Origin of the sequence: Kitasatospora sp. NPDC059812 (assembly GCF_042732075.1) — a bacterium.
Taxonomy (GTDB): domain Bacteria; phylum Actinomycetota; class Actinomycetes; order Streptomycetales; family Streptomycetaceae; genus Kitasatospora.
Genome location: NZ_JBHWIO010000005.1, coordinates 11,630 through 27,022, shown reverse-complemented (window position 1 = coordinate 27,022; position 15,393 = coordinate 11,630). Strand labels below are relative to the sequence as shown.

The 15,393-nt window shown below is 70.3% G+C and carries 11 protein-coding genes; 9 read left to right on the top strand and 2 right to left on the bottom strand.

Annotation, left to right across the window (positions count from 1 at the left end; translation table 11 throughout):
* The first annotated feature begins 202 nt into the window (after nt 1-202).
* The 7 genes from ACFV6D_RS03865 to ACFV6D_RS03835 all read left to right on the top strand — a co-directional run bounded on the left by ACFV6D_RS03865 (nt 203) and on the right by ACFV6D_RS03835 (nt 10,152).
* Nucleotides 203-943: a hypothetical protein gene (locus ACFV6D_RS03865; RefSeq protein ID WP_079135799.1), complete on the top strand. Its 741-nt coding sequence runs from the start codon at nt 203-205 to the stop codon at nt 941-943.
* Between the two features lie 94 nt (nt 944-1,037).
* On the top strand, nt 1,038-2,594 hold the full coding sequence (gene lysX, locus ACFV6D_RS03860) for a bifunctional lysylphosphatidylglycerol synthetase/lysine--tRNA ligase LysX (protein WP_079135798.1): 1,557 nt from the start codon (nt 1,038-1,040) through the stop codon (nt 2,592-2,594).
* Between the two features lie 262 nt (nt 2,595-2,856).
* Nucleotides 2,857-3,294: a BlaI/MecI/CopY family transcriptional regulator gene (locus ACFV6D_RS03855; protein ID WP_079135797.1), complete on the top strand. Its 438-nt coding sequence runs from the start codon at nt 2,857-2,859 to the stop codon at nt 3,292-3,294.
* Between the two features lie 10 nt (nt 3,295-3,304).
* Nucleotides 3,305-3,841 carry an amino-acid N-acetyltransferase gene (locus tag ACFV6D_RS03850; protein ID WP_063348826.1) on the top strand — a complete coding sequence of 179 codons (537 nt, stop codon included), beginning with the start codon at nt 3,305-3,307 and terminating at the stop codon, nt 3,839-3,841.
* Nucleotides 3,842-3,932: 91 nt separating this feature from the next.
* Complete coding sequence (locus ACFV6D_RS03845) at nt 3,933-4,283, top strand: Lsr2 family protein (protein WP_063348825.1); 351 nt, start codon at nt 3,933-3,935, stop codon at nt 4,281-4,283.
* Between the two features lie 650 nt (nt 4,284-4,933).
* Nucleotides 4,934-7,453 (top strand): ATP-dependent Clp protease ATP-binding subunit, encoded by a 2,520-nt coding sequence (locus tag ACFV6D_RS03840; RefSeq protein ID WP_063348824.1) that lies wholly within the window; start codon nt 4,934-4,936, stop codon nt 7,451-7,453.
* Between the two features lie 341 nt (nt 7,454-7,794).
* Complete coding sequence (locus ACFV6D_RS03835; protein WP_380490816.1) at nt 7,795-10,152, top strand: immune inhibitor A domain-containing protein; 2,358 nt, start codon at nt 7,795-7,797, stop codon at nt 10,150-10,152.
* 99 nt (nt 10,153-10,251) lie between these two features.
* Here the strand turns inward: ACFV6D_RS03835 and ACFV6D_RS03830 are convergent, their stop codons facing one another.
* Entirely contained in the window at nt 10,252-11,445 is a 1,194-nt protein-coding gene (locus ACFV6D_RS03830; RefSeq protein ID WP_380375886.1) for a threonine aldolase family protein, read from the bottom strand.
* 373 nt (nt 11,446-11,818) lie between these two features.
* Between ACFV6D_RS03830 and ACFV6D_RS03825 the strand changes: the two genes are divergently transcribed.
* Nucleotides 11,819-12,745: a M23 family metallopeptidase gene (locus ACFV6D_RS03825; RefSeq protein ID WP_380558215.1), complete on the top strand. Its 927-nt coding sequence runs from the start codon at nt 11,819-11,821 to the stop codon at nt 12,743-12,745.
* Nucleotides 12,746-12,821: 76 nt separating this feature from the next.
* Here the strand turns inward: ACFV6D_RS03825 and ACFV6D_RS03820 are convergent, their stop codons facing one another.
* Entirely contained in the window at nt 12,822-13,457 is a 636-nt protein-coding gene (locus ACFV6D_RS03820; RefSeq protein ID WP_380338056.1) for a TetR/AcrR family transcriptional regulator, read from the bottom strand.
* Nucleotides 13,458-13,676: 219 nt separating this feature from the next.
* Between ACFV6D_RS03820 and ACFV6D_RS03815 the strand changes: the two genes are divergently transcribed.
* A complete protein-coding gene (locus ACFV6D_RS03815) occupies nt 13,677-15,284 on the top strand; it encodes an MDR family MFS transporter (RefSeq protein ID WP_063348819.1) in 1,608 nt (535 codons plus the stop codon).
* The last annotated feature ends 109 nt before the right edge of the window (nt 15,285-15,393 follow it).

Sequence of the window (15,393 nt, the reverse complement as noted above, 5' to 3'; positions counted from 1 at the left end):
GCTCCGCGTGCGAGGTCTCGCGCGCCCCCCCGGGCGCCGGGCGGCGCCCCCGCCCCCGCGCCCCCCCCCCCGGGGCGGGGGGGGGGGGCCCCCCCCGACGCGCGTCCTCCCCCCACCCCCGCGGCCGATTCCGCCGGGCCGAACGTGGGGCGTCGGCGCGACGCTACCGACAAATCGGATATTCCTCACGTAGTGTCAGCCCATGCCTACGCCACACGGATCGCGCGGCGGCATGGCCTTCAGCGCCGACGAAGTCCGCGTGCTGCGCCGCGCCCTCGCCCAAGCCCTGCACCCCGCCGTCCCCGTCCACCTCCAGCTCCCCGACCGTCCGGTGTTCGCCGGGCCGGGCGCCGAGCTGTGGGCGGAGGACGTCCAGGACGCGCTGCGTCTGACCGAGGCGATCGACGAGGCCGTCCAGGAGGGCGGCCGGCTGCGCGCCTTCCTGCTCGCCGACCTCGGGCGCTACCGGGCAGCCCTGCCCGGCAGTGCCCCCGGCTACCTGGAACGCCTGGAGGAGGCCGTGACCGACGGCTACCTGCCCGGCCCGGAGGACCTCACCGCGCTGCGCGGGCTGACCCGCCAGCCGTGCGGCCACGGCGAACGCGCCCGCCGCTCCCGGCTGGCCGGCCGCTGCCACGCGCTGGCCGAGGCCGCCGTCCGCGAGCGGCTCGCCCTCACCACCGGGCAGCACCGCCACCTCGTCGTCGTACCGAGCCCCGCCGCACCCCCGAGCAGTCTCCCCACCCCTGTTGGAGGACGGATCACGATGAGCAGCACCGACTCCCCCGCCGAGCGGCCCACCGCCCCCCAGAACCCGCCCCGCCCGCACCGGATGCCCACCCCGGCCGAACTCTTCGGGCGCCGCCCCAAGCCCCCCGCTCACCCCGCGCCCCCGGCCGCCCCGGATCCCGACGAGATCGAACTCGCCACCGGCACCGGCTGAGCCGCCCGCGCCCGAGGAGGGGGACCGCCGACGCGGTCCCCCTCCTGCGTTATCCCGTGGCGGAGCACGGTGTGTGGCTGGCTACCCTTGTGGGGTGAGCGATCAGAGCCCCATCCCCGCGACCGACGACCTTCCCGAGCAGATGCGCGTCCGGCGCGAGAAGCTGGACCGGCTCCGGGCGGCCGGTGTCGACCCCTACCCGGTCGGCTTCCCCCGCACCAGCACCATCGCGGACCTGCGCGCCAAGCACCCCGACCTGGAGCCCGACACCGCGACCGGTGAGCGGGCCGGCGTCACCGGCCGGGTGATCCTCTCCCGCACCGGCGGCAAGCTCTGCTTCGCCACGCTGCGCGACGGCACCGGCGACCTCCAGGTGATGTTCTCCCTGGACAAGCTGGGAGCGGAGCGGCTGGCGGCCTGGAAGACGGACATCGACCTGGGCGACCAGGTCGGCGTCGAGGGCGAGGTGATCACCTCCAAGCGCGGCGAGCTGTCCGTGATGGTGGACCGCTGGGAGCTCACCGCCAAGTGCCTGCGCCCGCTGCCGGACAAGCACAAGGGCCTGACCGACCCGGAGGCCCGGGTCCGCCAGCGGTACGTCGACCTGATCGTCAACCCCGAGGCCCGCGAGATCCTGCACCTGCGCAGCAAGGTGGTCCGCTCGATCCGCCGCACCTACGAGGACCGCGGCTACATCGAGGTCGAGACCCCGATGCTGCAGCCGGTGCACGGCGGCGCCAACGCCCGCCCGTTCAAGACGCACATCAACGCGTACGACATCGACCTCTACATGCGCATCGCCCCCGAGCTGTACCTCAAGCGGCTGGTGGTCGGCGGCGCCGAGAAGGTCTTCGAGATCAACCGCAACTTCCGCAACGAGGGCGCGGACTCCACCCACAACCCGGAGTTCACCTCGCTGGAGTCGTACGAGGCGTACGGCGACTACGACACCCAGGCCGAGCTGATCCGCGAGACGATCGTCAACGCGGCCCGGGACGCGCTGGGCACCACGGTGATCAAGGGCCTGGACGCGCACGGCGTGGAGCACGAGATCGACCTGGCCGAGCCGTGGGAGGAGGTCTCCGTCTACCCGGGCATCTCCGCCCGCCTGGGCGTCGAGGTCACCCCGGAGACCGGCGTCGAGGAGCTGCGCAAGCTGGCCTTCGACCACGGCATCCCGTTCGACAAGGACTGGGGCCACGGTCAGATCGTGCTGGAGATGGTCGAGCGCCTGCTGGAGGAGAACGCCGTCCGGCCGACCTTCATCAAGGACTACCCGACCGAGGTCTCCCCGCTGACCCGCCAGCACCGCTCGGTGCCGGGCGTGGCCGAGAAGTGGGACCTGGTGATCTTCGGTACCGAGATCGGCACCGCCTACTCCGAGCTGGTCGACCCGGTCGAGCAGCGCGCCCGCCTGACCGCGCAGTCCCTGCTGGCGGCCGGCGGCGACGTCGAGGCGATGCAGATCGACGAGGACTTCCTGCGGGCCCTGGAGTACGCGATGCCGCCGACCGGCGGCCTCGGCCTCGGGGTGGACCGCCTGATCATGCTGCTGACCGGCAAGAACATCCGGGAGACCGTGCTCTTCCCGCTGGTGAAGCCGGAGGCGAAGGCTTCCGCCGCGACGGCGGAGAAGACCGAGGAGGAGTGACTGATGGACTACGTCAGCGCGATCGTGCCGCCGCTGGTCATGGCGATCGGCTTCGGATTCCTGGTGCGGGCCATCATCCGCAGCCAGGGCGGAGCCCAGAAGGCCAAGGAAGACCTCGACTGACCCGCGAGCGAACCCGCGACTGACACCGTCAGCCGCCGAACCACCGACGCGCCGCCATTCCCGATTCCGGGGGTGGCGGCGCGCCGGTTTGGCGCACTTCACAAGATTTGCCCCATTCACTCCCTATCCTGGCCGCACTATGGTCCGGCAACTCGGTGAACTTGAGAACGCCATCATGACCCGGGTGTGGCAGTGGAACCGACCGGTGACGGTTCGCGAGGTTCTCCTGGATCTGCAGTCGGAACGCGAAATCGCGTACACCACGGTGATGACCGTCCTGGACAAGCTCCACAGAAAGGGCTGGCTGCGCCGCGAGCGGGTCGGCCGGGCCTATCGATATGAACCGGTCTCGTCCCGCGAGGCGTACACCGCGGCGCTGATGAACGACGCGTGGGCCACCAGTGACAATCCGGCCGCGGCCCTGGTGCACTTCTTCGGCCTGATGTCGCCCGGCCAGCGCGAGGCACTGCGGGACGCCTTGCGGGTCGCCGCTCTGTTCCCGTCGGATCCGGCCCCCGCCGAATCCGCGGAGCCGGGACCGGATACCGGGGAGACCCCGCCGGGCGCGACACGATAACGTCCCGGCCATGGAGGTCACCATCCGCCGTGCGCGGACCACGGACGTGCGGACCGTACGCGGGCTCATCGACGCCTACTCACGCAACGGCATTCTGCTCGACAAGCCCACAGTCACACTGTTCGAATCCGTCCAGGAGTTCTGGGTCGCCGAACGCGACGACACCGGTGCGGTGGTGGCCTGCGGCGCCCTGCACGTGATGTGGGAGGACCTGGCCGAAGTCCGCACGCTCGCCGTCGATCCGTCCTGCCGGGGCTTCGGGGTCGGACATCTGCTGCTGGAGAAGCTGCTGCAGACCGCACGCTGGCTCGGCGTCCGTCGGATTTTCTGCTTGACGTTCGAGGTTCCGTTCTTCGCGAAACACGGTTTCGTCGAGATCGGTGAGCTTCAGGAAACCGATGATGGTACGACAGACCCGGCGGCGATCGCTACGGATGTCTATGAAGAACTTCTCCGCTCGTACGATGAAGGTGTCGCGGAGTTCCTTGACCTGGAGCGGGTGAAGCCCAACACACTGGGCAACTCGCGCATGCTGCTGCACCTCTGAGCGGCTCCGCGCCGGTCAAGGGTTTGTGTTTTCCGGAGAAAGGCGCTTTCCTTTCCTTAGGCAATGGGTCGTTTAGCGGAAAGGGAAGCCCGTGGCACAGAGGGTGCAGGTCATTCTTGAAGACGATCTCGACGGTGGTTCGGCGGACGAGACGGTGACGTTCGCGCTCGACGGCGTTGCCTACGAGATCGACCTGAAGAGCGCCAACGCGGACAAGCTGCGCGGTCTGCTGGCGCCGTACGTGGAGAAGGGCCGCAAGCAGAGCGGCCGGCTCGCCGGCCCGCGGCGCCCGGGTCGCGGCACCGCGCCGCGCCCCTCCGGCAGCGCGCCGGACACCGCGAAGATCCGCGCGTGGGCCAAGGAGCAGGGCATGGAGGTCAACGACCGCGGCCGGGTGCCGAGCACCGTCCGCGAGGCCTACGACAAGGCCAACGCGTCCTGACCCCGGCGCCGCCGGAACGCCGGAGCGGATGCGGGGCCCCGGCGGCCGCACACGGCGCCGACGACACACGCGCGGGGCGCGGAGGACTCTCCTCCGCGCCCCGCGGCGCGCACCCCGGGGGCCGCAGCAGCACCGATACCGGGGGGCGTCCGGGGCGCGGGCTCGGGCGGCGGAACAATCACGAGCTGTGCAACGCTGTAAGGGCGAAGCGGTAACGCCGGCACCACCGGGCGGCGTACCTGCCGCACCGGCCGTGCCGAACCGCCGTCGCCGCGACGCGACTTCTCGCCAGGCGAACACCGCCACCGCGGAAACTGCGCGAGAAGCGCCCCGATACCGGGTATGAATGCAGGTGGACGGGTTCTTGGACCCGTCCAGGGGCAGCATGCGTGACCGGCCGGAGACGGCCCGGCTCCGCCCCGGCGGTTCTTGTTCGCCGATGGCGTAGCGGTATCCGGTGCATCCGGGCCACCTGTGGGAACACCGTTTCCCAGCATCAGGTTGGGATTGGTGTCGGATGGTCGCGCAGCATCTCGCTCCCGTACCGGGGAGTGAATCCGTGGGCCGCGCCGCTGAGCGGGACTAGCATGCGGAAGGACAGGGCGGGGACCGACCCCGAACTGCCCGACCGCTCTGAGGAGCGATAAACGATGTTCGAGAGGTTCACCGACCGCGCGCGGCGGGTTGTCGTCCTGGCTCAGGAAGAAGCCCGGATGCTCAACCACAACTACATCGGCACCGAGCACATCCTCCTGGGTCTGATCCACGAGGGCGAGGGCGTCGCCGCCAAGGCCCTGGAGAGCCTCGGGATTTCCCTTGAGGCCGTGCGCCAGCAGGTCGAGGAGATCATCGGCCAGGGGCAGCAGGCCCCGTCCGGCCACATTCCCTTCACCCCGCGGGCGAAGAAGGTCCTGGAGCTGTCGCTCCGGGAGGCGCTGCAGCTCGGCCACAACTACATCGGCACCGAGCACATCCTGCTCGGTCTGATCCGCGAGGGCGAGGGCGTCGCCGCCCAGGTCCTGGTCAAGCTGGGCGCCGACCTCAACCGGGTGCGCCAGCAGGTCATCCAGCTGCTCTCCGGCTACCAGACCGGCGGCGGCAAGGAGTCGGCCACGGCCGGCGGGCCCGCCGAGGGCACCCCGTCGACCTCGCTGGTCCTGGACCAGTTCGGCCGCAACCTCACCCAGGCCGCCCGCGAGGCCAAGCTCGACCCGGTCATCGGGCGCGAGAAGGAGATCGAGCGGGTCATGCAGGTGCTGTCCCGCCGCACCAAGAACAACCCGGTCCTGATCGGCGAGCCCGGTGTGGGCAAGACCGCCGTGGTCGAGGGCCTGGCGCAGGCGATCGTCAAGGGCGAGGTCCCGGAGACGCTCAAGGACAAGCAGCTCTACACGCTGGACCTGGGCGCCCTGGTGGCCGGCTCGCGCTACCGCGGTGACTTCGAGGAGCGCCTGAAGAAGGTGCTCAAGGAGATCCGCACCCGCGGCGACATCATCCTGTTCATCGACGAGCTGCACACCCTGGTCGGCGCGGGCGCCGCCGAGGGCGCCATCGACGCCGCCAGCATCCTCAAGCCGATGCTGGCCCGCGGCGAGCTGCAGACCATCGGTGCCACCACCCTGGACGAGTACCGCAAGCACCTGGAGAAGGACGCCGCGCTGGAGCGCCGCTTCCAGCCGATCCAGGTCGCCGAGCCGTCGCTGCCGCACACCATCGAGATCCTCAAGGGTCTGCGCGACCGCTACGAGGCCCACCACCGGGTCTCCATCACGGACTCCGCGCTGGTCGCCGCCGCCACCCTGGCCGACCGCTACATCTCGGACCGCTTCCTGCCGGACAAGGCGATCGACCTGATCGACGAGGCCGGCTCCCGAATGCGCATCCGCCGGATGACCGCGCCGCCGGACCTGCGCGAGTTCGACGAGAAGATCGCCGACGTGCGCCGCGAGAAGGAGAGCGCGATCGACGCGCAGGACTTCGAGAAGGCCGCGTCCCTGCGCGACGACGAGAAGCAGCTCCTCCAGGCCAAGGCCAAGCGCGAGAAGGAGTGGAAGGCCGGCGACATGGACGTCGTCGCGGAGGTCAACGAGGAGCTCATCGCCGAGGTCCTGGCCACCGCCACCGGCATCCCGGTCTTCAAGCTGACCGAGGAGGAGACCTCGCGGCTGCTGCGCATGGAGGACGAGCTGCACAAGCGCGTCATCGGCCAGAAGGACGCCATCAAGGCGCTCTCCCAGGCCATCCGGCGCACCCGTGCGGGCCTCAAGGACCCGAAGCGCCCCGGCGGCTCGTTCATCTTCGCCGGCCCGTCCGGCGTCGGTAAGACCGAGCTGTCCAAGACGCTCGCCGAGTTCCTCTTCGGCGACGAGGACGCGCTGATCGCGCTCGACATGTCCGAGTTCTCCGAGAAGCACACCGTCTCCCGGCTCTTCGGTTCGCCCCCCGGGTACGTGGGCTACGAGGAGGGCGGCCAGCTGACCGAGAAGGTCCGCCGCAAGCCGTTCTCCGTCGTCCTCTTCGACGAGGTCGAGAAGGCCCACCCGGACATCTTCAACTCGCTGCTGCAGATCCTGGAGGACGGTCGCCTGACCGACTCCCAGGGCCGCGTGGTCGACTTCAAGAACACCGTCATCATCATGACGACCAACCTCGGCACCCGGGACATCTCCAAGGGCTTCAACCTGGGCTTCGCGGCCACGGGTGACTCCACGACCGGGTACGAGCGGATGAAGGCGAAGGTCGGCGAGGAGCTCAAGCAGCACTTCCGCCCCGAGTTCCTGAACCGCGTCGACGACATCGTGGTGTTCCACCAGCTGTCCGAGGAAGACATCATCCAGATCGTCGACCTGATGATCGACAAGGTGGACGGCCGCCTCAAGGACAAGGACATGGGCCTGGAGCTCAGCGTCGAGGCCAAGAAGCTGCTGGCCAAGCGCGGCTACGACCCGATCCTGGGTGCCCGGCCGCTGCGTCGCACCATCCAGCGCGAGATCGAGGACCACCTCTCCGAGAAGATCCTCTTCGGCGAGCTGCGGGCCGGCCACATCGTGGTCGTCGGTGTCGAGGGTGAGGGCAAGGAGGCCAAGTTCACCTTCCGCGGTGAGGAGAAGTCGGCCGTCGCGGACACCCCGGCCGAGGTCGCCTCGTCCGGTCCGGACCTGACGAAGTAGCAACATTTAACAGACAACTTCACAGCTACCGAGCCCCCGGCGTCCGCGCCGGGGGCTCGGTGCGTTCCGGCCGGCCGGACCGGGGGTGCCCGTGGGCGAGGGCGGATGGCCTCGCGGCGGGCTGGTGCGGGTGCGTCCGATTTCTCAGTAAGCTTTAACGGACATACGGTTGACATATGGTCAGCTGATGGGAAGTTGCGCAGGATAGCGCCGTGGCCATGTCATGGTCAAGGGCTATCTTTTTTGTCCACGCTTGTATCAAATGACGTCCACCTGTCTTTCATTTTGGTTTGCCGGGCTTTGGCCAAGAGCTGGCCCCGGTCGGGGAGGACGTCACAACTTTGAAGAACATCAGGAGATCCGCTGCGGCTGCCACGGCCGCAGCGGTCATAGTCGCGCTCGGCGCGGGCCTGTTCCCGGCCACCGCCGTCGCCGCGGGCTCGGCTCCCGCACCCAGGGACCCGGCCGACGCCGTCCAGTCCGCCAACATCGAGCACAACCTGCCGGGCCCGCTGACCGAGAAGGTCGAGGCCGAGCAGAAGGCCGCCACCGAGCAGCTGATCGCGGGCACCGCCCAGGTCGAGCAGCACAACGGCAGCAGCAGCATCAAGCTGGGCAAGGACAAGTACGTGGAGCTCGGTCGCGAGCGCACGGACAAGATCTTCACCATCCTCGTCGACTTCGGCGACCAGGTGGACAACACCACCAAGACCGCAGACGGCAAGGTCATGTACGGCGGTGAGGCCGGCCCGAAGCACAACGAGATCGAGAAGCCGGACCGCGCCAACGACAACTCGACCGCCTGGCAGGCCGACTACAACCAGCAGCACTTCCAGGAGCTGTACTTCTCCAAGGACAAGCCCTCGCTGAAGACCTTCTACGAGAAGCAGTCCTCGGGCCGCTACTCGGTCGACGGCGTGGTCTCGGACTGGGTGCGGGTGCCGTGGAACGAGGCCCGGTACGGCTCGGACTACTGCGGCTCCAACGTCTGCGACAGCGCCCAGGACCTGATCCGCGACGCCGTGGACATCTGGTACAAGGACCAGATCGCCAAGGGCCAGACCAAGGAGCAGCTCAAGGCCACCCTGGCGTCGTACGACCAGTGGGACCGCTACGGTTCCCACAACGACGGGAACTTCAACCAGCCCGACGGGTACATCGACCACTTCCAGATCGTGCACGCCGGTGAGGACAAGTCGGCCGGCGGCGGCAAGCAGGGCAGCAAGGCCCTGTGGGCCCACCGCGCGTACGCCTACGGCAACCTGAACGGCCAGGCGGGCCCGGCCGACAACAAGCTCGGCGGCGTCCAGGTCGGCGACTCCGGCTTCTGGATCGGCGACTACACGATGCAGCCGGAGAACGGCGGCCTCGGCGTCTTCGCCCACGAGTACGGCCACGACCTCGGTCTGCCGGACCTCTACGACACCGCCGGCACCGGCATCGACAACTCGGTCGGCTTCTGGTCGCTGATGTCCTCCGGTTCCTGGCTGGGCGAGGGCAAGGGCGCCATCGGCGACATGCCGAACGACCTCGACGCCTGGAGCAAGCTCAAGCTCGGCTGGCTGAAGTTCGACAAGGCCAAGGCCGGCACCGAGTCGACCCACCACATCGGCCCGGTCGAGTACAACAGCAGCCTCCCGCAGGCCCTGGTCGTCGAGCTGCCGAAGAAGACCATCCCCACCGACATCAACAAGCCCGCTTCGGGCAAGAGCGAGTGGTGGAGCGGCAGCGCCGACAACCTGAACGTCACGCTCACCCGTGACATCGACCTGACCGGCAAGACCAAGGCCAGCCTGAACGCCAAGGCCTGGTACGAGCTGGAGGCGAACTTCGACTACGCCTTCGCCGAGGTCTCCACCGACGGCGGCACCAACTGGACCGCCCTGGACGGCACCTGGAACGGCAAGCCGATCACGAAGGACGCCGGCGGCCGCGCGGCCCTGACCGGCCTCACCGCCGCCTGGGGCGACGTGTCCTTCTCGCTGGACGCCTACGCCGGCAAGGCCGTCAAGGTCCGCTTCCACAACACCACCGACGGTGGCCTGCACTACCGCGGCTTCGCCGTCGACGACATCTCGGTGACCGCCGACGGTTCGACGATCTTCAGCGACGACGTCGAGAACGGTGACAACGGCTGGGTGGCCAAGGGCTTCACCCGCTTCGCCGGCAGCTACACCAAGGACTACGGGCAGTACTACATCGCGGAGAACCGCCAGTACGTCTCGTTCGACCAGACCCTGAAGACCGGCCCGTACAACTTCGGTTGGGGCAACAGCCGGCCGAAGTGGGTCGAGTACTACCCGTACCAGCCCGGTCTGCTGATCTGGTTCTGGGACGAGTCGCAGCCCAACAACAACGTCAGCGCCCACCCGGGCCACGGTCTGATCCTGCCGATCGACTCGCACCCGACCCCGCTCAAGTGGAGCGACGGCGCCCTGCTGCGTCCGCGCATGCAGGGTTACGACTCGACCTTCGGCTCGCGCAAGACCAGCCAGCTGACCCTGCACAAGAACGGCGTCGAGACGATCGTCCCGAAGGCCAAGGGTGTCGACGAGTTCTCGGACCTGAAGTCGTGGTGGTCCAAGGACAACCCGTACAGCGGCGTGGACGTCCCGAAGACCGGTACCAGCATCGAGGTCGAGAACGAGTCCTCGAACTACCTGGAGACCTGGATCCGGGTCCGCCCGGTCGACAACTGATCGGTCGAGCAGTAGCGATCAGCCTGTGACCAGGCGGTTCTGACCCACCACGTCCGGCCCGTCCCCGCATCGCGCGGGGGCGGGCCGGACGCTTTCCGGTCAGGCCCCGCCGCGGCTCCCGCCGGCCCCGGCGCCCCGGGCCGGCAGCCGGTCCAGGAAGGCGGCGGCCGCCTCGGCGACGTCCGCCGGCGTCCAGTCGAGCGCGGACGCCGACACCGTGACCTCCGTCATCGCCAGGCCCGGCAGGTCCCGCTCGCGCCAGCCGCCGAACAGGGCGACCCCGGTCTCCTCCGCCAGCCCCAGCCCGGCCTCGTCCAACTCCCCGGCGGCGTACGGCAGCCAGAGCTGGAACTGGTGGGTGTGCGGCGGGGCCGGGTGCACCCGGGCGCCGGGGACCGCCGCGAAGGCCGCGTCCAGCGCCTCGGCGACCACCTTGGCGTGCGTCACGTACCGCTCCAGCAGCGGGAGTCGGGCGTCCAGCCCGGCCAGCGCGGCGAGCGCCGCCGGCCACTGCTGGTAGAGCTGGCCGCCGTACCGGTGCCGCCAGGCCTTGGCGGTGCGGACGAAGCCCCGCGAACCGGCCAGCGCGGCGCCGCTGATGCCGCCGAGCGTCTTGTAGAAGGACACGTAGACCGAGTCGGCCAGCGCGACGATCTCCGGCAGCGGGTGCCCGAGGTGGAACACCGACTCCCAGATCCGGGCACCGTCCAGGTGCAGGGCCGCGCCGCACTCCTCCCGGACGACCCCGGCCAGCGCCGCCAGCTCCGCCCAGTCGGGCAGCACGAAGCCGGCCTCGCGCAGCGGCAGCTCCAGGCTGAGCGCGGCGTACGGCTCGTCGAAGGAGCGCAGCTCCGCGACGGTGGGCTGGCGCGGGGCCATGGTCGGCCAGACGCTGCGCAGGCCGGTCAGCACGCCGAGCGCGTGCCGCTCGTGCTGGTCGGTGTGGGCCAGCGGGTGGGTCGCGACGGTGCGCAGCCCGGCCGCCTCGGCGTGGATCCGCAGGGCGACCTGCTGGGCCATGGTGCCGGTGGGGAAGAAGGCCGCGTCCTCGGTGCCGAGCAGGTCGGCGACCGTGCGTTCCAGGGTGCGGACCACGCCGTCGCCGTACTGGTCCGGGCGGTGGTCCAGGTCGTGGCCGCCGCCCTCCCCCGCGAGGGCGGCGAGGCGTTCGCGCATGCTCTGCGGCCGGTCGCCGGACAGGATCCGCTCGCAGCCGCGCAGGGCGGCGAAGCGGCGGTCCGGCAGGCTCGGGCGGTCATTGCCGTCGAGGTCTTCGCTCCTGTTGCCATACATGCGTCGATGGTCCCCCAGCGGGCCCGCCAGGTCAGCGGGGCGGACGGCGGAAAGGGGTGTGCGGCCGACCCAAACCCTGGACGGGCGTGGCGCTGGTCACACCGGCCGGGCTCCCGCCGGGCGCGGTACGACCGGCGGTAGTAGCCCGGCCGCGGGCGCGGGCGGCCTGCCGCAGACCGGTGACAGACGATCGGATCTCATGATCATTACTCCGTCAGCTTGAATCTCCGGCGCAACGCCGACTACACGCCGTAGTACGTCACGCCGTTTGGGACTCCGCTCGGTGACCGTTACACCTGAGTGGTCCCCCGCTCAGCACGCGCCCGAACGGGCACTTCGTGCTGCCCTCGTCCACCGTGAGGTACGGCTACCGATGTCCTCTGTCCCGCCCGTGGGGCCGGTCCTGCGCCGGCTCGCCGCCCGTACGGCGGCCCAGGCGGCGGCCTGGCAGCCCCGGCTCGGCCATGCCGCCCGCACCCATGCCGCGCCGCTGCGCGCGCTCGCCGCGCCCCGGCACCCGCTGCCCGGCGGGCACCCGCAGGCCGAGCGGGAGCGCGCGGTGGTCGCCGCCGGGGCGGCCGCGGTGCTGCTCGCCGGCGCGCTGCTGGTGGCCGCGCCCGGCAGCGCCTCGGCGCAGACCGTCCGGCCCACCACGCCCGGCAGCTCGGCCTTCACCGCGCCGCAGGCCGCCGTGCCCAGCCCGGGGCTGGTCCAGGTGGCCGGGCCGAGCCCGTACCGGCTGCCGAACAACGGCGACTCGGCACAGGAGTTCGTGGCGGTGGCCGCCAACCTGCTGCCGGTGGAGCCGCCCGTCGCCGGCGCGCCGGCCGAGGCCCCCGCGCCGGGGCCCGAGGCCGCGCCCGCACCGGAGCCGGCTCCGGCTCCGGCTCCGGAGTGGTCGGCCCCGGTGCCGGACGCGCCGACCAGCAATCCGTACGGGGCGGCCAACTCCGAGTACGCCGCCGGATACCACACCGGGGTGGACTTCGCGGTCGCCCCGGGCACGCCGCTGCTGGCGGTCGGGAACGCGACCGTGGTGTCGGCCGGCTGGGACGGCTCGTACGGCAAGGAGGTCGTGCTGCGGCTGGCGGACGGGCACTACGCGCAGTACGCGCACCTGTCCTCGCTCGGGGTCGCGGCCGGGGACCAGGTGTCGGCCGGCGAGCAGATCGGGCGGTCCGGGAGCACCGGCAACTCGACCGGGCCCCATCTGCACTTCGAGATCCGCACCAGCAACCGCTACGGCGCGGTGGTGAACCCGATCGCGTTCCTCGCGGGGCACGGCGTCACCGACTTCTGAGTCCGGCCCCGGCTACCGGTCCGCCCGCCTGCCCGACTGTCCGTCCGTCTGTCCGTCCGCCTGCCCGCCCGCCCGCTCAGGAATGGGCGGGGGCCGGGTGGCCGATCCGGCCGCCGATCTCCAGCGCGACCTCCCGGGCCGCCCCGATCGCGTCCTCCAGGGTGGCCGCCGGCGGCCAGGGCTCGCCCCACACGTTGTCGCCGTGGTCGCAGTCCGCGGTGTCCTGCTTGAGCAGGAACATCGCCGAGTGGACGGTGAACAGCGACATCGTGGCGCGCAGCCGCTCCCGGAAGTCGGCGTCCGGCCCGTGCACCAGCTGGATCATCGTGATCATGCGGTCCTTGAACGCCAGCCCGGCCGCGGACTCGCGCAGCGCGGGCTGGTTCTCGTGGAAGAAGCGCAGCAGCGGCGCCCGCTCGGCCATCCCGTCCGCGAAGCGGCGGATCAGCTCGTCGCGCATCTCCGGGCTCCAGGACTGCTGCCGGCCCCACGCGATGGTCTCGTCGATCGGCGCGGCCATCCGCTCCACGATGCCCAGGACGATGTCGTCCTTGGTCTTGAAGTGGTAGTAGAGCGCGGCCTTGGTGACGCCGAGGCGGTCGGCGATCTCGCGCAGCGAGGTCTGCTCGTAGCCCTGCTCGGAGAAGAGCTCCAGGGACACCTCGATGATGCGGGACCGCGTGTCGCTGCGGGGGCTGTGCGGAGTGCCCATGGCCTGCCTCATGAGTGCGTCGGTGACTGCTGCGGACCCCGGTGGCGTCCGCCCCGGGCCTATTCTCCCTGCCCAGGCAGCCGGGCGGGAAACTGGCTTGACGACCGGCTAGTAAACAACTTACCGTGCCGACGGTCCACAAACTAGCCGGGCGTCAAGTAAGTGAATCACTGCGCAGCCTCCGCCCGTCCGAAACACCCCTCCGGGAGACACCACCTCATGTCACAGTCCAAGACCACCGGCCCGGTACCGGAGGAGAAGTCAGCCGAGGAGGAGCAGCCGCGGTCACCCCGCGAGATCCGCCTCGTCATGGTCGGCCTGGTCGTCACCATGCTGCTGGCCATGCTCGACAACCTGATCGTCGGCACCGCGATGCCGACCATCGTCGGCGACCTCGGCGGCGCCGAGCACCTGTCCTGGGTCGTCACCTCGTACACCCTGGCCACCGCCGCCTCCACCCCGATCTGGGGCAAGCTCGGCGACCTCTACGGCCGCAAGGGCACCTTCCTCACCTCGATCGTGATCTTCCTGGTGGGCTCGGCGCTGTCCGGCCTGTCGCAGAACATGAACGAGCTGATCGGCTTCCGCGCCCTCCAGGGCCTGGGCGCCGGCGGCCTGATGGTCGGCGTCATGTCGATCATGGGCGCGCTGGTCGCGCCGCGTGACCGCGGCAAGTACCAGGGCATGTTCGCCGCGGTCATGGCCCTCGCCACCATCGGCGGCCCGCTGGTCGGCGGCTTCATCACCGACCACCTGAGCTGGCACTGGACCTTCTACATCAACCTGCCGCTCGGCGTGATCGCGCTCGCCGTGGTCGTCGTCACCCTGAAGCTGCCGAAGGTCCGCAACAACGCCCGGATCGACTACTGGGGCGCCATCCTGCTCACGACGGGCATCACCTCGCTCGTCCTGATCACCACCTGGGGCGGCCAGCAGTACGACTGGGGCTCCAAGCAGATCCTGGGCCTCGCCGCGCTCGCCGCCGCGACGCTGATCGCCTTCTGCTACGTCGAGCAGCGGGTGCAGGAGCCGATGCTGCCGCTGAGCCTGTTCAAGAACCTGAACTTCACCCTGGTCTCGATCATCGGCTTCATCGTCGGCTTCGTGATGTTCGGCTCGACCGTCTTCCTGCCGCTCTACCAGCAGATCGTCCAGGGCGCCTCGGCCACCAACTCCGGCCTACTGCTGATGCCGATGATGTTCGGCATGCTGGTCGTCTCGCTGGTGGTCGGCCAGGCCGTCACCAAGACCGGCAAGTACCGGATATTCCCGATCATCGGCACCATCGTGATGACCGTCGGCATGGTGCTGCTCTCCACCATGGGCACCGCGACCAGCAGCTTCACCTCCGCCTGCTGGATGGTCGTGCTCGGTGCCGGCATGGGCTTCCTGATGCAGATCACCATGCTGGTCGCGCAGAACAGCGTCGAGCTCAAGGACATGGGCGTGGCCAGCTCCACCGCCACCCTGTTCCGCACCATCGGCGGTTCCTTCGGTGTCGCGCTGTTCGGCGCCCTGTTCAACAACCGGGTCACCGACACCATGAAGGAGCGGCTGGGCGACCACGCGGCGGCCGGCGGTGGCGGCGCCGTGAAGGACCCGGGCCAGATGAGCCCGGCGGACCTGCGCAAGCTCCCCGAGAACATCCAGGACGCCTACCACCACGCGGTGTCCAACGGCATGCACACCGTCTTCCTGTGGGGTGCGGGGGTGGCCGTGGTCGCGATCGCCGCCGCGGTGTTCATGCGCGAGGTGCCGCTGCGCGGTACCGGCACGGGCAAGGCGGACAAGTCCGCCGAGGCCTCGCTGGAGGCGGCGGCCGTCTGACCGCCCTCCCGCCGACACGACGGGGGGGGCCCCCCGGGCCCCCGCCGGGGGCCGCCGCCCGGCGCGGGGCCGGCGCCCCGCGCGCGGGCGGCGGGGGGTGCGAGATGGA